The following is a 21667-nucleotide window of genomic DNA, read 5'->3' as shown; positions in this document are numbered from 1 at the left end:
AAGCAGGCGGTCGACGAGGGGCTGAGCGCAGGATTCCTCTCCGGGAACGCCATCATGTGGGCCATCGACCTGGCGCCCGCCACGGTCTTGAAGCCGGAGACCATCGATGAGCGAACGGGGCTGACGCGTGGCGGCCAGCGGGTGTCGACGGTGCCGGATCCGGCAGGTCGACCCCATCGCATTCTCCATCGCGTCGGCCGCTTCGGCGGGATCAGCGAAGCGGAAGAGCGGACAGGCATCATGGGACCGTTCGAGCTCGAGCCACCCAACGAGAACACCTTGATAGGCGCCCGCACGATGTACCCGTTCAACGGTTCGGCCGACTGGATCGTCAGCAAGGCGGATCATTGGATCTTCGAAAGAACGGGGATGCGGAACGGCGACCGCATTCCGGGGCTCGTCGGGTGGGAACATCATGGCGACCCGGCCGACATCCCGGGTCTGCAGGTGGTGGCGGAAGGGACCACGATCAACAGCGGCGACCACGAGTCGCGGTACAGTGCGACAGTCTATCCAGGCGGGCGGGGCAACTGGGTCTTCAACGCGGCGACGATCTTCTGGTCGATGGGACTCTCGGCGCCGCCCGGCCTCATCCCTCCCCATTCGCACTACGGCCGCCCGCACGGTCCCGACGAGCGCGTGCAGCGCATCACGGCGAACTTCCTGAAGGCTTGTGGCGCCCTCGGCCAACATGACACCAGCCACGGGTAGTGACCTTTGATATGCCGCGGCATGGTGGGAGAGTTTCTCGAGAGCCGGCGGGGCATCACACGCTCGATCAAGGTGGCGTTGCTGCTGGTGACGGCCGTCGCCGGCGCCACGGCGGCTTCGGAGCAGCAGCCGTCCTCCGAGAGGGTGCGTCGGCATCTCGATCGGGCGCTGCGGCTGCAGCAAGAGGGAAAGTGGGAAGAGGGATTCCGTGAGCTGCGGGAGGCCCTGAAGCAAGACCCGCAATCGGCCGAGGCTCGCTACGCCTTGGGTGTCTCTCTGTACTGGACGCGTCAGTGGAAGGCAGCGGTCGACGAGCTACAACGGGCCATTCACCTGTCGCCGGAGCTCGGCGAAGCGCACTATTTCATGGGCCTCAGCCTGCAGCGCTTGGGGCGGCCCGAGACGGCGATCGACCACTTCGAGCTCGCGCTGAAATCCGGCGTCGACAATGCGGAGGCGCACCACAGCCTGGGCTCGGCGCTGCGCGAGCTGGGCGATTACGGCGGGGCGTTGCGCGCGTTCCGCGAAGCGATACGTCGCAAGCCAAGCTTCCTGCAGGCTCACAACAGCCTCGGCTTGACGCAGCTTCGCGTGGGCGACCTCGACGCGGCGGTGGCGACGTTTCGCAGACTGCTGGCGCGTCATCCAGAGTACCAGCCAGCGAAGCACAATCTCGCGCTCGCCTACATGGAGCGTGGCGATCCCGGATCGGCGGAGACGATCTACCGTGAGATCCTGCGGGCGGATCCGACCAACGCCGTCTTGGTCTACAACGTGGGCATGGCGCTGAAGGCGCAAGACCGGCTCGCGGAGGCGTCGGCTCAGCTCCGGAAGGCGCTCGAGCAGAGAGCTGAGTTTCCCGAGGCGGCCTATTCGTTGGGCTTCACGCTCTGGCAGCAGGGCAAGAGCGGCGAGGCGGTGTCCTGGATCAGGCAGGCGATCGAGATGCGGCCGCGTTACGCCGAGGCGCTCTTTGCGTTGGGCACGATCCACCGGGAACGTGGAGCCCTCGAGTCGGCGATCGACGTCCTCCGCAGAGCGGTGAGCAGCCAACCCAAGTTTCCGGCGGCGCACTATTCGCTGGGACTCGCGCTTCGCCAGCAGGGCGACGTCGACGAGGCGCTCGAGCACATCCGCCTTGCCGAGGAGCAACGGCAGGAGAAGGGGGCGGCGGAGGCAGCCACCTTCATGACGTTCAGCGGCATTCGTAGACTCGAAAAGGGGGATGTCGCAGAGGCGCTTCGAGCGTTTCGCTCCGCGGTCAAGAGAGCGCCCGATTACGCGCCGGCTCACTATCAGCTCTCGCTCGCTCTGGAGCGGCGCGGCCAGCACGACGCGGCGCGGCGTGCCCTGGACGAGGCCGAAGCGCTAGACCCCGGACTCCGACTCTCGCGCTCCACGCTAGGACTGCGCGCCTGGATGCAGGCCAAGTGGAGCGAGCCGTAGTCCATCCTTCCCCTCTCAGCGTTACGTAGGGCGGCCCTTTAGGGCGGCCAGCGGTGCGGCGCCCATGGTCGTGGGCCGTGTGCATGGCGTCGTCGGTCACAGCCTGTCGAGCAGCCTGGCGGCGGTCACGGAGACGAGGCCGCAGGCGAGGAGCACGCCGATCGCCGCCAGTCCGAGCATCCATACGGGGACTTTGCGGTCATCGGCGAGCTCCTTGCGGCTGCGAACACCAAGATAGATGAGCGCGAGGCCGAGCGCCGGCGTGCCCAGCACCGTCAGCGCCTGGGCCAGCGTGATGAGCGCGACCGTGCTGCCTTCGCTCCAGAGCGAACGGATGGCGATGGATCCACCTCCCCAGAGCGCCGCCGTCGTGCACCAGAGAGGCCACCTGTCGTTCAGGCGGCTGCCTTTGCCAAGCGAGTCCGCCAGCACCGTGCCGCCGATCATCGCGTTCACCAGGAAGGAGCTCGAGGCGGCCGCCAGAATCCCAAGGCAGAAGATGATCTTCGCCGCGGCGCCGAAGGAGGGCTCCAATTGCCGCGCCACATCGGCCGCGCTGACCAGCCGCACAGGGGCCGGTTGGCCGTAGAAGACCCGCGCGGCCGTCGTGAGGATCAGAGCCGTGATGAAGGCCAGCACGGTGATGCTGAGCACCGAGTCGATCAAGCTGTCACGCGTCTGCGTGACGCCCCAGCCCTTCTCCTTCACGAGATACGCCTGGAAGAAGGCGCCAGCCAGCGAGAGCGTCGTCCCGATCAGGCCGAGCACGGGGATGATGTCGACGTCGCTCCCGTGCCACGCGGAGAACGCGTGGTCGTCGTGCGGCTTCGTGAAGACGACAACGAAGTTGATCAGGAACGCCGCCACCATGACGGCGACCAGGATCTTCATGAGCTGCTCGATGCGGCCGTACAAATCTCGCGTGTGGAAGAGGCTGAGCGTCGCGCAGAGGTTGACGGCGACAAGGAGGCTCCCCTTGGTCCATGGGCCGAGAGCGGTTGTTTCCGTGCCGGCTGGATCGCCGAGGAGCGGCTCCAGGCCCGCGATGATGGCGATGTTGTTGCCGGACTGGAAGAGCGCAATGGTGGCAAAGACCGTGATTCCGACCAAGCGCGCAACGGGTCGGCCCAGTCGCGACGCCAGCTCGTCGCAGGGACTGCCCGCGTAAACGGCGCCAATCCTGGCCGACAAGGCGACCATGCCGATCATTAGGATGGCGGCGCCCGCGAGCACCGGTACGCCCAGGTAACCGAAGTGGGCGCCTACCTGCGAGCTCGTCAAGATGCTGCCGGGGCCCAGGACCACGGCCGCCACGATGATCGCAGGACCGATGGAGCGTAGGATGCGCGGCACGAGTCTGTGGATCGATCCTTTCGAAGCTCAGCGTTCGCGCGCCGAAGATATCACAGCGATTTCTAGTGTCCCGTAACAGTGATTCGTTGCATAAGTCCCGGAGCGCGGCGCCCGGCTGGCAAGGCGCGAGGAGGGAGCATACAGGCGGTATTTGACCGACGAGCAACGCAGCCAGCCGGGATGCCCCGCCCGGGAATTATGTGACGAATCACTGTTACGGGGCACTAGGTAGGGACGCCTCGCCGAGGCGTCCGTTTCGGGTTCGGAAAGGTTCTATCCCCCGCGCTCACTCGAGTTGTCCGTCGCGCCACCATCGGTGTTTCGGTCTGCCATGGGTGGTGTGATCTCCAACGGCGTGACCTCCGGTCGGCGATCACCCAGGAGCCTCAGTGTCGTCGAGGCAACAAGCGTACGACTGATCCAGAGAATGGCGGCGCCCGCGGCGCCCGCTTCGTCACCGGCTTGCGAGATGCTGATATCGAGTGCGTGTGTGGTCTCTACGACCGCGCGGACGTGGAGCTCGCGGCGGATGGCGTCCAGCAGCGGCTCACCGAGGCACGTGCTCGGGCCGCCGAGCACGACGGCGTCGGGATTGAGCGTGTTCACGAGGTTTGCCAAAACGATGCCGAGGCATGCGCCAATCTCCTCGAGCGTTGCCAACGCCGCCGCGTCCCGATGGTGGGCGGCGTCGGCCAAGAGCGGTAAGGTGAGCTCGGCCAGCCTTCCGTTCGTGAGCGTGTGCAACAAGGTTGATGGGCCGGCGTGGCGGGCGTGGGATCGGGCGAGGGCGAGAATGGCATGTTCGCCGGCCACGGTGTAGAGGCAGCCGCGGTTCCCGCAGCCGCACAAGACACCGTCGGGGCGCACAGTGACGTGACCGATGTCGCCCGCCCAGCCGTCGCGCCCAAAGCACAACTGGCCGTCGATGACGAGACCTGCGATGACGCCTCTCCCAAGGAAGACATAGATTAGATCTGTCGGCCGATCGCGTTCGCCGTGACCGACGTGGCCGAGCGCGGCGACCTTGGCGCGATTCGCCACCAGGACCGGTACTCCCAAGTGCTCCTCGAGCAGCGCGGCCATCGGCACGTCGCGCCACCCATGCGAGACGGCCATCGTGATATGTCGCCCCGCCCGGTCGACCACTCCAGGTGTCCCGACGCCGAGACCGAGCACCGGCGAGACGGCGAACGGCCGGAGCTCAGTGACCCCTTCGACCAGCGCATCCACGACGTCGCCCGGGTCGGTTCCGCGTAGCGGACGAGCGGTTCGGCGGTAGGTTTTCCCATCCAAATCAGTGAGCACGATGGTGCAGACATCGTCAGCAATCTGCGCTCCAAGCACCGAGCGCGCCAGCGGGTTGAACTGCAGCACGACACGACTGCGGCCTCGCCCTTCCTGCTGCCGTCCCGCTGTCTGCACCAGGCCGCGCTCGAGCAGGTCGGCCACGATCACCGAGACGGTGGCCTTGCTCAATCCAGAAAGACGGATGAGCTCGGTCCGGGTCGTCTGACGGCGCCGAAGGATCTCCAGCACCGTTCCTGTGTTGACTTCACGGACACCAAGCGGCCGCACGGCGAAGATCGATTCGTTCGTCATTAAGGCCAATATAGTCGATCGGCGTTCCGTTTGAGCAACGAATTCGTAGAATCATCCCCTTGTTTAGGTCCATATCTGTTGACAGGTCCCGGAGCGGGGAATATGCTAAAGCCATAATTAGTTCGGAAGCTGGCTGTAATAGAGCGATCGGCGGCTCTCGAGGTTTGCACTCATCCTGCCCTCATTGGACCCGTGTCACCTTCGAAGGGAGTGTAACCAAAATGGCACGTCACATCTTCGCACCCCTGTGCAGTGTCTCGAGTGTGTTGGTAATCGTGACGACCCTCTACGCGCAGGTGCAGACGACCACGGCGATCGTGGGGAGGGTGCGGGACACGACGGGCGCGGTCTTGCCCGGCGTCACGGTGACGATTGTGCATCAGGCGACCGGCGTGAGCCGGGAACGGGTGACCAATGACGCGGGGTACTATTCGGTTCAGTCACTGCGACCAGGGACGTATACGATCCGCGCGAGCCTGCCTGGATTTCGGCCCGCGGTGATTACCGATCGGGATGCGTTGGTCGCGATCCCGGCGGAGGTGGATATCACCCTCGAGCTCGGCGACGTCACCGAGGAGGTCACCATCTCGGCTGCGGGCGCGGAGCTCCTCAATACGACGACGGCGGAGTTGGCGACGACCATCGACGAGCAGCTGGTGGATAAGATGCCCGTCGAAACGCGCAATTACTTTGATCTGCTCGCCCTGGCGCCGAATACCTCACCGCAATATCTGAGCCTGGGGAATATGACCTTCGGCCAACATTCCTTGCGACGGGTGAGTGCGGCCGGCAGTTTCGAGTCGTCGGGCGTCCTGGCCGGCGGCCAGCGGGATTCCTCGTCCAATGTCTCGATTGATGGATCCGACTCGTCGCTCGCGATTTACAGCCAGAACACGAACATCCTCTCGTCAGCAGTGGTGGAAGAGGTGCGGCTGCAGACCGCCAGCATGGGTGCGGAGTTCGGCAGCGGCGCGAATGCCGTCAATATCATCACCAAAGGGGGCGGCAACGCCTTCCATGGCGAGGGGTTCTGGGAGCACCGCAACGACAATCTCGACGCGAAGGGCTTTTTCACGAACCTGGCGGGTGAAGCCCTGCCCGAATACAAACGGAACAAATGGGGCGGCTCGCTGGGTGGCCCTGTCTTGCACAACCGGCTCTTCTTCTTTGCGAATCATGAAGGGTCGCGGCTCCGCCAGGCCGTCCCGAGCGATGCCAGAGTTCCCACGGCCGCGGAGCGCAACGGCGACTTCTCGGACACCCTGCTGCCGGCGCCGGACGGCGGGACGCAGCCGGCTCCCCAGCTGTTCAACCCGCTCGAGTTCGACCCCGCGACGGGGCTGCGTGCGCCCTTCGCGAATAACCAGCTTCCTCGCGAGCTGATCTCGCCGCAGATCCAACAGATCCTGGAGTTCACGCCCCTGCCCAATACGGTCATCGATGGGGTGCCGCAGTTCTCGGGAACGGTGCCGACGACCATCGATGAGGAGCAGTTCACTGTGCGGCTCGATTGGCAGCAGAGTGACGACACGACGATTTGGGGCCGGTATTCGTATCTCCGGCGAGAGGCGGCGCGAGGGGGACTCCTCGGACCGTTGCCGGGTGAGGAGACCCCCAGCCGCACGCACGATCTCGTGGTCAACTGGAGCGAAATGGTCACCCCGACATTCATCAATGATCTCTCCGTGTCCTACGCGCGTCCCGCATGGGGCATCGGTCGCGTCCTCGATGTCCCGGATGTGGCGGCCGTAGCCGGTATTGCAAACACGTCCAGCTTCTCTGGAAGCCCGAGCCTCGGCAACCAGGACTTCTCCCTCGGCACGTCGGCGACCAACATCTGGAGGCCCGTGCAGAATACGTATCAGGTCAAAGATGACGTGACCTGGACGAAAAGCAAACATACGTTGAAGACTGGCTTCCAGGTCACGGAGCGACGCTTGTTCTTCCCGAAGCAGGGTGTCGATAAGGGAGACATGAATTTTGAAAACGTCTTTACCCGCGCCTGTCCGCAGGGGAATGACATCTGCGATGACGCAAGACAGGCTGCGGGTCTGCCCGTCGGCGGGCTCAGCTTTGCCGATATGTTGCTCGGCTTCCCGAGCTCGAGCCTGCTCATCTTGAACGAGATCATTCCCAATGTGAGGCAGACCTACTGGGCGGGCTATGTCCAGGATAGCTGGCAGCTTCACGACCGCTTGACCGTCAATCTCGGCCTGCGCGTCGAGCGGTGGGGGCCCTGGCGCAATGTGCATCACGCCGTGAGCGGGTTCGATTTCACCCCTCCGGGCCAGCTGCTCTTTGCCTTGGAGAACCCCTTGGACGCCTTCGATTCGGCCACGGATTTCGGGAGGAACGCCGCCCTCAGCGGAGACATTCCGGAGCAAGGGTATGAGACCCCGAAGGCGAATGTCGCACCACGGATCGGGGTGTCGTTTCGCGCCACCGAGAATACCGTGGTCCGGGCTGGCGGCGGGATCTTTTACGCCGGCAATATCAATACGAATCAGTTAGTGGAGATTTCACAGGGTGCGAATCCGTTTACGTTGAGAGATGATCGGGCCATTGATCAGAGTCAGCAGCGTCCGTCCATCGATGTCCGCAATCTCTTTCCCGCGCCCCCGCCAACCGGTATTCCTCAGGCCTTCGAGGATCCGGTGGCGACACCCCGTGTCCTCGGCCAGCGGCAATATGACACGCCCACCGTGTATCAATGGTCGCTCAGCGTTCAGCACCGCATTCACCCCAGATGGTCCGTCAACCTCGACTATCTGGGATCGCATTCCATTCACAACGGCCAGTTCGTGGACTTGAATGCGCCGGAGCTGCCGCAAGGCGATCTGGAGGACGTCCCGCTCGAGGAGCGGCGGCCGCTGCCGGGGTGGGGCCGGATTGGCAGTTGGGTCCCGTGGGGGTGGTCCAAGTACCACTCGGGAACCATTGGCGTGACCAACCGGCAGTGGCACGGGCTGACCCTGCGGTCCAACTTTACCTGGGCCAAGAATCTCGCCTCGAGCAATATCAGCAGAAGTGACCATGGCAACCTGGATTTCCGTAATTATGACCTCTGGGCCGGACGGTCCGGCATCGTGCCGACCGTTCGCTCCATCACGGCCTGGACCTATGAGTTACCGTGGGGCCAAGGGCAGACCTTCCCGTTGCATGGTGTGATGAACCAGATACTGGGCGGATGGAATCTCAGCGGGAAAGCGGAGCTCACGAGTGGCGCGCCGCAAACGGTGCTCACGAACGACAATACCGGAAGCGCCCTCACTCGCCAACACGCCAACCTCGTTCCCGACTGCGATGTGACCGATGCCCCCGAGGATCGGTTCGAGTGGTTCAATACCAGTTGTTTCGTCCAGCCGGAGTTTGGCACATTTGGCACAGCGCCACTCGGCGTCCTAAACGCGGCGGGCATCAACAACCTCGATCTCAGAATCGGGAAGGTGTTTTCCATCTCCGGCACCACGAGAATGGAGTTTCTGGCGAGCTTCTTCAACGCCTTGAACCACACGCAGTGGGCGGGTGTCGACGCGAACTTCGAGAGCCCCAGTTTCGGGAGGATCACCAGCGCACGACCGGCGCGCCAGATCAACTTGGAATTGCGGCTCATGTTCTAGATGCTCACGGCGCGTTCGGCGAACGCGCCCTACCATCCGGTAGGGACGCCCTCGCCGAGGCGTCCGTTTCGGGTTCTCGAGGGTTAGCCGACATGAGGATCTGGGACCTTCATTGTCACCTACGTGGTGTCAAGGGAAACAGCCCTGGAGAACGGATAGAGGAGCTCCTCAGATATGCGGATCGGATGGGGATCGAACGAATGTGCGTCTTCATGGGGATGCAATGGCACCAGGATCCTCACCCGGAGGAGCTCAGACACCAGAATGACGAGGTGCTGACCGCCATAAGAGGTCGTGAGGATCGGGCCTTCGGGTTCGTCTATCTGAACCCGAGGTATCTTCAGGAGAGCCTTGCAGAGTTGGATCGCTGTGTCCGGGATGGTCCCATGGTTGGGGTCAAGCTCTGGGTGGCTCAGCGTTGCAACACACCAGAAGTAGAGGCGATCTTTGCCAGGGCAACTGACCTCGAGGCGGTGGTGTTTCAGCACACGTGGCTGAAGATCGGCGGCACTCCCGCGTATCCCGGAGGAGGCAATCTTCGGGGGGAGTCAACGCCGCAGGACGTGGCGGAGGCGGTGATGCGTCATCCGAGCCTCAGGCTCATTTGTGGTCACAGCGGAGGAGACTGGGAGCTAGGTATTCGAGCCATCAGATCCTGCTCCCATGTATCGGCTGGTCTTGGAGGCTCCAACCCCACCAGCGGCATGGTGGAAATGGGGGTTCGCGAGCTGGGCGCCGAACGCCTCGTCTACGGGAGTGATGCCGGGGGAAGAAGCTATGCCAGTCAGCTCGCCAAGGTGATCGGCGCTGAGATATCCAAGCCGGAGAAAGCGCTTATCCTGGGCGGAAATCTTCGAAGGTTGCTGGGCCCAATCCTAACAGCCAAGGGGATGTCGCGATAAATGATGCGCATGACACGGCGTCGCTTGCTCACACTGCCGTTGGGAGCGGCAGCCCTGAGGCTCGATTGCAACGCCTCTGCGGAGCAGATAGCTCCACGGCTTTCGGAAGAAGCGGTGGATGTCAACGTTCATCTTTCGAAATGGCCCTTTCGCAGCGTTCAAGGAGACGAGACGGCAGGGCTGGTGAAGCAACTGCGCCGCCATGGTATCGGTCAGGCCTGGGTCGGAAGCCTTGATTGTCTGCTGCACAAAGATATCTCAGGCGTCAATGTGAGGTTGGCCAAGGAGTGCCGAGCGCACGGAGACGGCATGCTCCTGCCTTTCGGCGCGGTCAATCCGACGCTCCCGGACTGGGAAGAAGACCTGCGCCGCTGCCATGAAGAGCTGAAGATGCCGGGAATTCGCCTGCATCCCGATTACCATGGCTATCGTCTGGATGAACCGGTATTCGAACGGCTTCTGAAGCTGGCGGCAGCGCGGCAGCTCATCCTCCAGGTGGCGGTGGGGATGGAGGATGCCCGCACGCAGCATTCGCGTCTTCAGGTGCCGCCGGTGGATCTGAAGGCGCTGTCGACACTCCTACCTGACGTTCCGCAGGCGCGCGTCGTTCTTCTCAATGTGAATGCGCTCCAGTCAGGCGCGCTCGAGCTGCTGGCGTCGTTGACGGAAGCCGGTCAGGTGTATTGCGAGATCTCCTGGTTGGAGGGACTTGGAGGTGTGGGACGCCTGGCCGAGTCGATCTCTTCCTCGCGAATCCTTTTCGGATCGTATGCGCCCATCTTTTACCTCGAGGCGGCCATGTTGAAGATGCGTGAATCGCCGCTGAATCGCCAGCAGATCCGCGGTATTCTGCGGCACAACGCGAGGCGGATAATGAGCTGAGAGCTGAACGTCATGAACGCGAAGGCGATCTGTGTGCTTCTTGTCTTGGTCCTCTGCATGGCGGCTCCACTTCGGTCACAGGTTCTATTGGAGGATGAAGTGGAGGCGATGCAGCAGGCGCAGTTCGACGAGATCGACGAGTATCTCGACCGCCAGGTGGAGAGAGCGGACTCCCTCCGGCGGGCGTACTGGCAGCGTGACCTATCGAGCATCGCAGCGTACGAGGAGTCGATTGAGCCGTACCGTGACGAGCTGTTCGAGATGCTGGGCGGCAATGCCTACAGAGAATCGCCCCTCGCGCCGACGGAGAAGCTGATCGCGGAGTTTCCGACTCACAAGGCGTACCGGGTCTGGATCACCGCATTCGACGATGTCCACGTCTATGGCGTGCTGCTCGTGCCGAACGGCCGGGGCCCGTTCCCTGCGCTGATAACGGTCCACGGCATGGCCGGTACACCGGAGGGCGTGACGGGGCTGACCGAAGACGAGGATTATCACAACAGGTTTGGCTTGCAGGCGGTCAAGCGGCAGTATGCTGTGTTTGCACCAGTCAACATGAATTCGGCGGCCAAGCGCAGCTGGCTCGACCGCAAGGCGATTATGGTGCGGCAGCCCCAGTACGAGATGTTCGAGGGCGCGCACGAAGTGTTCGGGGGAAAGACGTTCGGGTTCTTCGAACGGTGGTTGAAGGGCGGAGTGGACCAGTAAGGATGAAGATGAAGAGAGCCAGCGCCTTGTGTCTCGTGTTATCCGTCCTCTTGGTGACGACGATGCCGCGAGACTTCTGGTTGCGGAGCTCCGCCGCGCAGGAAGAGAGCCTGACAGTGGAGAGCGTGCCTCCCACGGAGCCTTCGGACGCTCCTGCCACCTTTCGGACGGTGGATGGATTCCGCATGGTGCCATTGGCCGTAGAGCCGCTGGTCTACGATCCGGTCGCGTTGATCTATGACGAGAATGGCCGCGGGTACGTCGCGGAGATGAGGGACTATCCATACACGAATAGGGGAACGGCTCAGAGTTGGGAAGAGCAGACCAACCAGGATCCAATCGGGCGGATTCGTCTTCTGGAGGACGAGGATGGGGACGGCGCCTTTGACAGGAGCCATGTGTTCGCCGACCGGATTTCTTGGCCGACCGGCCTGGCGCTGTGGAAAGGTGGCCTGTTCGTGGCGGCCACTCCGGATATCTGGTACCTCAAGGATACGGACAACGACGGGAAAGCAGACATCCGCCAGAAGGTTTACACCGGTTTCAGGAAGTACAACATTCAAGCAGTCATCAATAACCTGATCTGGGGACTCGATCATCATATCTACGGAGCGGGCGGGACCAACGGGGGAACCATCAGGCGATTGGACGGTCAGCGGAAATCCTCAGCGGTTCAGTTGTCTCGGAATGACTTCCGTTTCGATCCGGTCACGGGCGCGTTCGAAGCGCTTTCGGGTGGTGCGCGCTTTGGCAACACCTTTGATGACTGGGGCAACCGTTTCATCTGCAACATTCGGAATCCACTTATCCACGTCGTTTTGCCCAGCCGTTACTTGGTGAGAAACCCCTATCTGCCGGTTGCCAGCCCGATCCATGATGCGGCGGAATCCGGCGATCAGCTTCCCGTCTATCCGATCAGCCCGCCGGAGGCCTGGAGGGTGATCCGCGCCGCGCGCCGTGCCAGTGACCCCACGCAGCGTATGCCCCGGAGCGAGCTCGTTGGCGCCGGATACTGGACGTCCTCGGCGGGTGTCACGGTATACAGGGGCGCCGCGTATCCTGAGAGATACCACGGAAATGTCTTCGTGGGTGAAGTGGCCGGTAACTTGATCCATCGCCAGATCCTGAAGAGGGACGGCGTGACGTTTCACTCGGCCCGCGCGGATCAGAAGCGGGAGTTCGTGGCCTCGACTGACAACTGGTTCCGGCCGGTGAATTTTACCAACGCTCCGGACGGGACACTTCACGTGGTGGATATGTCTCGGGAGATCATCGAGCATCCCTGGTCGATTCCAGATGACATTCATGCCGAGCTCGATCTGCGTAGTGGAAGGAACAGGGGACGCATTTACCGCCTGGAACCGCCCGGATTCGAGCCCCCGACCGAGCGTCCGCGTCTCGGGGAAGCCACGACAGCCGATCTTGTTGCGACCCTGGAGAATCCAAACTCCTGGTGGCGGGAAACGGCGCATCGCCTGCTCTATGAGCGGCAGGATGCGAGTGCCGTGCCTCTGCTGCGCCGGCTCCTGAAAGAAAGTCGCGAATCACTGGCCAGGTTGCATGCGCTCTGGTCACTGGAGGGCCTGAATGCCCTCCAGGATGCTGATGTGATCCAGGCGCTCGGCGACGGTGTTGCCGGTGTGCGAGAGCACGCCGTTCGGCTGGCCGAGCCACGCCTGAAGAGCTCCCCGGAGCTCCTCGACAGAGTCCTTCAGCTGGCTGATGATGAGAGCAAGCGGGTTCGTTTTCAAGTCGCCTTCACCTTGGGCGAGGTCAATGACTCGAGAGCCTCCGACGCCTTGCTTCACATCGCGCGGCAGGATGCGGACGACAGCTGGATGAGAACTGCGGTTCTGAGCTCGGTGGGCAAGTCGAGCCATGTTTTCCTGGCTCGGTTATTGAAGGACGAGAAACTTTCGTCCAGCCATGCAGGGCTGGCGGTGTTGAGGCAGCTAGCGACTGTTGTGGGCGCTCGCCGGGACGCCGGCGCGATGAAGACGTTGCTGGCCACCCTTGATCGCACGGAGGCGCTGCCGTTGGCTGCGGAAATGACCGTGGCAGTGGGACTGGGTGAGGGCCTCCTCCAGGCCGGCGGGAGCCTGCGAGACGCTGGCACCAGCTCCGGGCATGACGCATGGCTCGATCGCGTTTTGACACGCGCTCTCGACACGGCTTCGGATCGAGAAGGAAGCACCGAAGAGCGCAAGCTGGCCACCGAGCTGCTGGCCTTCGTCCACGTGGATACGCCCGGAGCGCGGGAGATACTCCAGAAGCTGCTGCGGCCTGATGAAGAGCAGGAGATCCAGTTGGCGGCAATCCGGACCATCGGCACATTCGATGATTTCGGGCTTTTCGAGCATGTGGTGCAGTCATGGCGCAGCTTCTCTCCAGCCGTGCGTTCAGAGGCCGGAGAGATGCTGCTGGCAAGCAAGGATCGCGTGGCGGTTCTCCTCGAAGCCATGAAGAACGGGGACGTGGCACCCGCTCACATCGATCCGGCGACCAGACGGCGACTTCTCACGTACTCGGACCGGACCCTTCAGGAGAACGCTCGCACGCTCTTCGAAGCCCCCGGAGACTCTTCGCCCGATGAAGCCCCCGGAGACTCTTCGCCCGATGAAGCCCCCGGAGGCTCTTCGCGCGCTGAAATTCTCGCGAAGTACCGCGCTGCCGCCTCGGCCTCCGGCAATTCACATCGCGGTCGCAAGATTTTCGAGCAGAACTGCATGTCCTGTCACCGATTCGGCGCTCGCGGGCAGGAGGTCGGGCCTGACCTGGAGTCCGTTCGGCACAAGACGCGACAGGAGATTCTGGCTCAGATTCTGGATCCCAATCGGGAGGTTTCACCTGAGTTTCTTCTCTATGACATTCAGCTCAAGAACTCTCGCTCTGCGAGCGGGATGATCGTCAACGAGACGTCGAGCAGCTTGACGATCAAACGGCCAGGAGGCGTCGAAGAAACAATCCTGAGGCAGAACATCGAACAGATCAGGAGCTCTGGCATGTCCATCATGCCGGAAGGTCTGGAGACGGCGATTACCCCTCAGGAGATGGCGGATCTCCTGGAGTTCCTTACCGTCAGCACGCCATGACCCCCCTCCTACGATGAGACGTCACATGCTACGATTCGCCATCGCTCTGGTGGTTCTTCTCCTTGCCGTCGTGTTCGGCAGCGCCAGCGGCAGTCCCGATCCTCCACCGAACATCATCCTCATCGTCAGCGATGACCAGGGGTTCGACCTGGCCGGGTTCGGTGCGACGGAGTTCGTGACGCCGAACCTGGACCGAATGGCGGCCGAAGGGACGCGTGGGACCAGCTTCTATATGACGGCGTCGGTGTGCACGCCGTCGCGGAGTGGTCTCATCACCGGACGATACCCGCAGCGGAACGGCGTCTACGAGATGATCCGGAACGACCTGGTCAACTACGGGCACCGCTACAGCCTCCTGGAGTACGCCATGTCGCCGGAGATGACCCGCGGCCTCGATCCGCGCGAGCGGACCTTCGGCGACGCGCTCGAGACCGCCGGATATACCAATGCCGTCATCGGCAAGTGGGACCTCGGCCAGGCCCGGCGATTTCTCCCGCTCCAGCGCGGGTTCGACTACTTCTACGGACACGGCAACAACGGGATCGACTACTACACGCACGAGCGCTACGGCGTGCACTCCATGTTCAGGAACAATGAGCGCACCAAGGCGGACCAGGGCGTCTATGCGACCGATCTCTTCCGGCGCGAAGCGCTCCAGTTCATTCGCAAGAACCAGGATCGCCCATTCTTTCTCTACCTGCCGTTCAATGCGCCGCACGGCGCGTCGAATCTCGAAAAGGACTCGCGCCAGGTCCCGACGCACTACCTTGAACGATACTATCCGGGGAGGGATCACGCGGATCGCAGCGTGAAGTACGCGGGGATGGTGTCAGCGATGGACGAGGCAATCGGCGAGATCTTCGAGACGCTGCGGCGTCTCGAGCTGGATCGGCGCACCTTCGTCCTCTTCATGGCCGACAATGGCCGTGCCGACGGCCAGATCGATGGCGTCCGGCTGCGGGGCGGCAAGGGCTCGGGCTTCGAAGGCGGGCTGCGCGTGCCGCTGATTGCGTGGTGGCCTGGCGTGATCCCGGCCGGTCGTGTGACGGGCGAGCTCCTCACCGCCCTCGAGGTCCTGCCGACGCTCGTGGCCGTCAGCGGCGCGGCGCAGCCGGATGTGCGCCTCGATGGCTTCGACATGCTGCCGGTTCTTCAAGGGAAGGCGAAGTCGTCCCGCCGAGAGATGTACTGGCAGTGGCCGTCCGCTTACCAGGCCGCCAGGGTTGGCCAATACAAATGGGTGTCGTACTGGCCGCGCCGAAACCCGGACAATCTGGAGCCGACGGAGGAGCTGTTCGATCTCTCGGTGGATCTCGCGGAGCAGCGCAACCTGGCTCGAGAGAAGCCGGAAATCCTGACGATGATGCGCGCCCGGTTCGCTCGCTGGGAAGCAGAGATGGAAGCGGCGGAGCCGCGTGGTCCGTTCCGGAATTATTGATTGGGGGAAACCCGCCTCCTGACGCGTGCACAGTAGTCACAGCGTGGATCCGAGGCCGGCCGGTATCGCGAACGGGAGCTGGTGCAGGCCCCCTCGTGGCTGGAAAAGGGATCCGAGGCGAGGCAGCCATTCTCGATTGGCTTCGGGCGTGAACTGTGGCGAGTTCAGCTCGACGCCATTGATGGTCGGAATGTGGGCCGCGAACAGGGCGGCATGGATCGCCGCGAGTCCCGGATTCGTCAGATCCTGCAAGGCGAGCAGAAGCTTGTGTTCGGCCGCCCATGCCGCGACGACCAGCGAGAAGCTGTGTCCTTTGCAGGTCTTGACGGCAAGACCGCTCCAGCCTTGCTCGAGCGCTGCGGGAAGCACGTCGCCGTCGACGAGGCCCTCATCCAACAGCACCGGCTTGAGCCGTGTCGCCTTTCGCCAATCGAACGCGTAGCGGCGAATATCGCGGCCGGTCGGTTGCTCGAGGTAGGCGACAGCCTCGAACGCCTCCGGATCGGCCGCCCGAAGCCGCTCGAGATAGTCGACGACGCTGTCGGCGTCCGGGTTGCCGCCATTGCTGTCGAGCGACAGCCGGAGACGACCGAGACCGAGCGCCTTGACTGCGCGAAAGGTCTCGACCGTCTGCGCCACGTCGGTCGGGCTGTCCTTTCCGGAGAGCTTCAGCTTGAAGCAGTCATAGCCCCCGTTGCGGACGAGCGGCAGCAGCTCGGTCGTCAGAGAGTCGTTCACGCCGACGATCCACCAGGCGGGAAGCGATTTGACCGGCTCGCGGAGGATGCGGCTGATCGCGCGGCAGGCACCGAGCGTCGGAAAATAGCGGTCGGCGGCAGGAATAGGGACTGGCTGCTCGTAGAGCTGGAACGCAGAGCGCCCGAGGGCGATACCCACGGCGTCGTGTATCGCGGCGTCGAAAGGGCTGGCGCACATCAGGCGGGCAAGCACCGGCGGATGGTCCGCTGCGCACATCGCATCATGCAGGCGGAGGCCGAGCTCCAACGGATGTTCCGGCTCGCCCCCACAGAGCGAACCGAGGCGGCGCGCGATGGTCGTGCAGAAGCGTCGGAGTGCGGCGTTCCTTTCCGCGTGTGAAAGCGAGTCATCGGGCCAGGCCCAAAGGTCACTGAGATAAATCGACGCGCGGCCCGTGGCCTCCTTCCCCGCGACGATGACACGGACGGCGGCGCGAGCTTCGGTGAGCTTTGTAATCGGACCGCTGCTTAGCTGAAGGGGTCTGGCAACTGGACGCTCGAGAAACTCGACGTCGGCATACAGGATCTCGGTTCTCATATCGGACGATGTCCTCGTTTACCGGAGGAAATGGACCTCGTCGCCCAGTATCTCGTCAGGCCCTTGCTCGAACACGACGTCCCCGGTGACATTGTCTTCACTTCTCCTTGACAAGCGAAGTGGGCAATTGTGGCGTAAGGACTCAAGAGTCAGTTCATTTTAGGGTTCTGGAGACCTTGACATCCGGAAAACCTCCACTGTAATGTAATGTTACATTGATTCGATTGAATAGACGCGTTGCGTGCCTCGGCGTGAGGTTCGCCTTCTAACTTCTTCGACAACACAATGGGTGTGAAGCGCATCGGAACGGTCGTATCGTCATTGTCAATCTGCCTGGCTGTGGCGACGTGCGTCATGCTGGCCTGGTTTCGGCCCGCAGCAGCAGCGCCGGAGGAGGTCGAGAAACCGAACATCATCTTCATGTGGGCCGACAATCTCGGCTACGGCGACTTGGGGTGCTTCGGATCGGCGAAGCATCGGACACCCAACATCGATCGTATGGCCGACGAAGGCATGAAGTTGACGAACTTCTATGCCGCAGCCACGGTCTGCACGCCGTCGCGCGCCGCGTTGATGACCGGTTCGTATCCGCGTCGTGTCGGCCTCGAGTGGACCGAGCCGGACGGCGTTGTGCTTCGCCCCGTCTCGCCCAACGGCCTGCACCCAGAGGAGGTCACCATTGCCGAGGTGCTCGAGGAGCGCGGGTATGCCACGGCGCACATCGGGAAATGGCACCTGGGTGATCAGCCCGCCTTCCTACCGACGCGCCAGGGCTTTGACTATTACTTCGGCGTTCCCTACAGCGACGATATGACGCCGGACAACGGGCCCCCTGGGAAATGGCCTCCGCTTCCGCTCATGCGTAACGAAGAGGTCATCGAGGCCCCTCCCGATCGAAACCTGCTGACCAGACGAGAGACGGAAGAGACCATACGGTTCATCGAGGACAACAGGGATCGTCCGTTCTTTATCTGGCTTTCCCAGGCCATGCCAGGCAGCACGAATCGGCCGTTTGCCAGCGAGGCGTTTCAAGGTAGAAGCGCGAATGGACCGTACGGAGACGCCGTTGAGGAGCTCGACTGGTCTGTTGGACAGATCCTCCAGGCGCTCGACGACTTGGGGCTCGAGAACAGGACGCTCGTCATCTATACCTCCGACAACGGCGCCGTTGCTCCGTCCCCCAGGCGCCCAGAGGGCCATCATGGCAGTAATGCGCCGCTGTCTGGGTACTGCAACTCAATCAGGATGGAGGGTGGCATGCGCGTCCCCTTTGTGGCGCGCTGGCCTGGCAGGATTCCCGCGGGTCGTGTGTCCGACGAGCTCGCGACGACAATGGATATGCTTCCGACGTTTGCGCATCTCACCGGCGGAAGGCCCCCTCAGGATCGCACGATCGACGGCCGAAACATCTGGCCCCTCCTCGCGGGAGAAGCCGGCGCCAAGTCGCCCCACGTCGCATTCTTCTGCTATCACCGAAGTCATCTGCTCGCCGTGCGCTCCGGTAAGTGGAAGCTCCAGGTGCCCCTTCCAGAGGAGGCCGACGCAGGCGCTGCTGACCAGAAGAATCCAGCGGGTCTCTACGACTTGAGCACGGACATTGCCGAGACACGCGACGTGAGCCGTGAGCACCCGGCCATCGTCGCGCAACTCTCGAAGCTGCTCGAGCACGCTCGTGAGGAGCTCGGCGATGGCCGTCGCGCCGGAGCGGGGCAGCGCCCGGTGGGGCGTGTGGAGAACCCGCAACCCCAATTGCTCGAGAGACAATCGAAATGAGGACTAATCAAGCCCTTGGAACAGATCTCGACCTGTCTCAATCCCAGACAATTATTGTCCAACGATTCTAATTGCGGGCAGATGTAGCGCTTATCTATGCTCCCGAAGCAGGGAGGCGAATACAGGTATGTACCGACGCGAATTCCTGCGCTTCGTCCCGGCCGCGGGATTGTTATCCCGTTCTCTCCTCTCCAGAAGTCAGAGCGGAGCGCACGCCGTACCGCCCCCGCTCTCAGAAGCCCATTTCCCCAGCCGGCTTCACCAGTTCGTCTGGCGAAATTGGGAGCTCGTTAACCTGGAGCGGATGGCGGAGACGGTGCAGGCCGAGTCTGCCGAGCTCCAGGCGATTGCCGATTCAATGGGGCTTCCGGAGAAACGGGTGCTCGACGAGGATCAACGGCGCCGATTCTACATAACAGTCATTCGCCAGAACTGGCATTTGCTGCCGAACCGGCAGATCCAGAAGCTGCTCGGTTGGGATGCTGCGCGCTTCGAGTTCACCCTGAAGGAAGACGACTTCCTCGACCACAAGTTGGGCGCGAAGCCGCAGTGCGCGCCGATTTGGTACCGCACGCCGAGTGAGGAGGAAGCCCGCAAGGCAGCTGCCATCCGCGCGACCGTGCACGAGACATTCGGCGAGGCGTGGTCCCGGCCGGGCGAGCCACCCTTTGCGTTCGTCACGCATCTGAGCGAGGCGAGCTATGGCGACCGACGTGATCCAGGGGCCGAGATCCGAGACGGCGAGATCGACCTCAGCTCCGGCTGGAGGGTCGCACCGGTCACCGGCACGCTCCTCGAGGCCGCCGCGGAACGGCTCACGCGGTATCTACGCCATGCCATGGGCGCGACGATCGCCCCCGACGCCGCCCGGAGGATCGAGCTTGACGTCGATTCCAGTGCAGACGGGATTCATATCGAGACCACCCCGAATCGTATTCGCATTGCCGCCTCGTCGCCGGAGGGCGTCATCCGCGCAGTTGCCCACGTGCAGAACCACCTGGAGAACCGCGGCGGGCCGTTCCTGGAGCCCGGAGCGATCCACCTCGAGGAGACCTGGGACGTTCGATATCTCTATTCGTTCTTTGCGCTATACGGCGATCCCCTCATGGAGCCAGAGGTGGATCCCTTCCCCGACGGTTATCTCGAGAAGCTGGTCCGCGTGGGCATCAACGGCGTCTGGATGCAGGCCGTCCTCAACACGCTCGCGCCGTCCCAAGCGTTTCCGGAGCTCGGCAAAGGCTGGGAGACGCGCCTCGAGAACCTCAACCTGCTCGTCGATCGGGCGGCGCGCTATGGCATCAAGGTCTATCTGTACTTGAATGAGCCGCGCGCGATGCCGGCATCGTTCTTCGACCGCCATCCGGAGGTGCGCGGGTCGTCGCATCGGGGTTTGTGGGCGATGTGCACGAGCGTTCCCCGTGTGCGCGATTGGATCTCCGACAGCCTCGCGCATGTGATGCGGCACACACCGAACCTCGGCGGATTCTTCACCATCTCCATGTCGGAGAACCACACGAACTGCTTTTCACACGGTGGCACCTGGGGAACGGACGCCCCGAATGCGGGCGACTGCCCGCGATGCCCCAAGCGGGCCAGCTGGGACGTCATCGCGGAGCTCTTCACCGCGATGCGCGACGGCATTCGCCGCGAGAGTGCGACTGCCCAGATCGTCCATTGGGACTGGGGATGGGGCGACGCGCTGGCCGAGCGTCTCATTCCGCGGTTGGCAAAGGACGTCGTCGTGCAAAGCGTCAGCGAGTGGGCGGCGCCCTTGGAGCGGGGTGGCGTCAAGACCGAGGTCGGTGAATATTCGATGTCCGTGGTGGGCCCGGGCCCTCGGGCCAGGCGCAACTGGCGCCGCGCTCGTCGGGCAGGGGTGAAGACCGCCGCGAAGGTGCCGTTCAACAACACCTGGGAAATCGCCGCCGTCCCGTATATTCCTGTTCCTGCGCTGGTCCTGCGGCATTGCGAGAATCTCTCGCGCGAGGCGGTCTCCATGCTGATGGTGTCCTGGACCCTGGGTGGCTATCCGTCACCGAATTTGGCGGCGGCGCAAGCCTACTACTATCGGCCGCACGCGTCGCCGGACGAGATCCTCTCGGAAACGGCTGTGGGCCGCTACGGCGCCGTGGCGGCGCCGGACCTCGTGGCGGCTTGGCGCCAGTTCAGCCGCGCCTTTCAGGAGTTTCCGTACGGCGTTCACATGTACCGGATTCCCACGCACCACGGTCCCGCGAATTTACTGCGCCTGAGTCGTGTGGAGCACGAGCCCGGAATGATTCTCTTTCCGCACGACGCGTACGAAGAATGGTCACGCGCGTATCCACCCGAGGTCGTTCAGGCTCAGTTCCGAAAGCTGTCCAGCCTCTGGGCCGAAGGACTGCAGTTGCTCGAGCGCGCAGCCCGCCGGACGCCTCCGTCGCGGCGCCGGGCCGCCGAGCTCGACCTGGCGGTGGCGCATACCTGCCATCGCCATTTCGAAAGCGTCGCCAATCAGGTCGAGTTCTACCGACTCCGCGCGCGCCTCGCGGACCAAACGGGGGACCGTGACGCCGTGCTCCAGCGGATGCGGGAGATTGCGGACGAGGAAGCAAGGCTGGCGACGGCGCAGTTCCACACCGCGCGCGCGCACTCGGTGATTGCCTACGAGGCCTCGAATCACTATTTCTATCGTCCGCTCGATCTTGCCGAGAAAGTGCTCAACTGTAAACGGACGGCTGCTCGTCTCTACCTGACGGACGATGAGCTCCTGCGCCCGGCTTCGTTCGCGAAGCGCCGATAAACCTGGCGCGCCTCGTCGAACTGTGCGAACACGTGGTCTTTCTCCTTCTGCGAGCGCCAACCGGG

Annotated in this window: 12 protein-coding genes; 9 read left to right on the top strand and 3 right to left on the bottom strand. The window is 63.1% G+C overall.

Annotated features, from left to right (window positions below; translation table 11 throughout):
- Positions 1-732: 732 nt before the first annotated feature.
- On the top strand, positions 733-2157 hold the full coding sequence (locus tag GEV06_08085) for a tetratricopeptide repeat protein (GenBank protein MPZ17853.1): 1425 nt from the start codon (positions 733-735) through the stop codon (positions 2155-2157).
- A gap of 96 nt (positions 2158-2253) precedes the next feature.
- Here the strand turns inward: GEV06_08085 and GEV06_08080 are convergent, their stop codons facing one another.
- Together GEV06_08080 and GEV06_08075 are read right to left on the bottom strand one after the other, a co-directional pair.
- Entirely contained in the window at positions 2254-3522 is a 1269-nt protein-coding gene (locus GEV06_08080; protein ID MPZ17852.1) for a hypothetical protein, read from the bottom strand.
- A 261-nt stretch (positions 3523-3783) separates the two neighbouring features.
- Positions 3784-5109: an ROK family protein gene (locus GEV06_08075; protein MPZ17851.1), complete on the bottom strand. Its 1326-nt coding sequence runs from the start codon at positions 5107-5109 to the stop codon at positions 3784-3786.
- Positions 5110-5330: 221 nt separating this feature from the next.
- Between GEV06_08075 and GEV06_08070 the strand changes: the two genes are divergently transcribed.
- The 6 genes from GEV06_08070 (at position 5331) to GEV06_08045 (ending at position 15751) form a co-directional block, all read left to right on the top strand.
- Entirely contained in the window at positions 5331-8729 is a 3399-nt protein-coding gene (locus tag GEV06_08070) for a hypothetical protein (GenBank protein ID MPZ17850.1), read from the top strand.
- A gap of 92 nt (positions 8730-8821) precedes the next feature.
- A complete protein-coding gene (locus GEV06_08065; protein MPZ17849.1) occupies positions 8822-9631 on the top strand; it encodes an amidohydrolase family protein in 810 nt (269 codons plus the stop codon).
- 9 nt (positions 9632-9640) lie between these two features.
- Complete coding sequence (locus tag GEV06_08060; GenBank protein MPZ17848.1) at positions 9641-10513, top strand: amidohydrolase family protein; 873 nt, start codon at positions 9641-9643, stop codon at positions 10511-10513.
- A gap of 12 nt (positions 10514-10525) precedes the next feature.
- Positions 10526-11221, top strand: a complete 696-nt coding sequence (locus GEV06_08055; protein MPZ17847.1) for a hypothetical protein — start codon at positions 10526-10528, stop codon at positions 11219-11221.
- A gap of 2 nt (positions 11222-11223) precedes the next feature.
- Positions 11224-14313, top strand: a complete 3090-nt coding sequence (locus GEV06_08050; GenBank protein MPZ17846.1) for a c-type cytochrome — start codon at positions 11224-11226, stop codon at positions 14311-14313.
- Positions 14314-14326: 13 nt separating this feature from the next.
- On the top strand, positions 14327-15751 hold the full coding sequence (locus GEV06_08045; GenBank protein MPZ17845.1) for a sulfatase-like hydrolase/transferase: 1425 nt from the start codon (positions 14327-14329) through the stop codon (positions 15749-15751).
- Between the two features lie 36 nt (positions 15752-15787).
- Here the strand turns inward: GEV06_08045 and GEV06_08040 are convergent, their stop codons facing one another.
- On the bottom strand, positions 15788-17047 hold the full coding sequence (locus GEV06_08040) for a hypothetical protein (GenBank protein ID MPZ17844.1): 1260 nt from the start codon (positions 17045-17047) through the stop codon (positions 15788-15790).
- 354 nt (positions 17048-17401) lie between these two features.
- Between GEV06_08040 and GEV06_08035 the strand changes: the two genes are divergently transcribed.
- Both GEV06_08035 and GEV06_08030 read left to right on the top strand, forming a co-directional pair.
- Positions 17402-18820, top strand: a complete 1419-nt coding sequence (locus GEV06_08035) for a sulfatase-like hydrolase/transferase (protein ID MPZ17843.1) — start codon at positions 17402-17404, stop codon at positions 18818-18820.
- A 127-nt stretch (positions 18821-18947) separates the two neighbouring features.
- A complete protein-coding gene (locus GEV06_08030; GenBank protein MPZ17842.1) occupies positions 18948-21602 on the top strand; it encodes a hypothetical protein in 2655 nt (884 codons plus the stop codon).
- Positions 21603-21667: the final 65 nt, after the last annotated feature.

This window comes from Luteitalea sp., from assembly GCA_009377605.1.
GTDB lineage: Bacteria > Acidobacteriota > Vicinamibacteria > Vicinamibacterales > Vicinamibacteraceae > WHTT01.
Note: the sequence above shows the minus strand (reverse complement) of the source record. Positions and strands in the feature narration are given on the sequence as shown.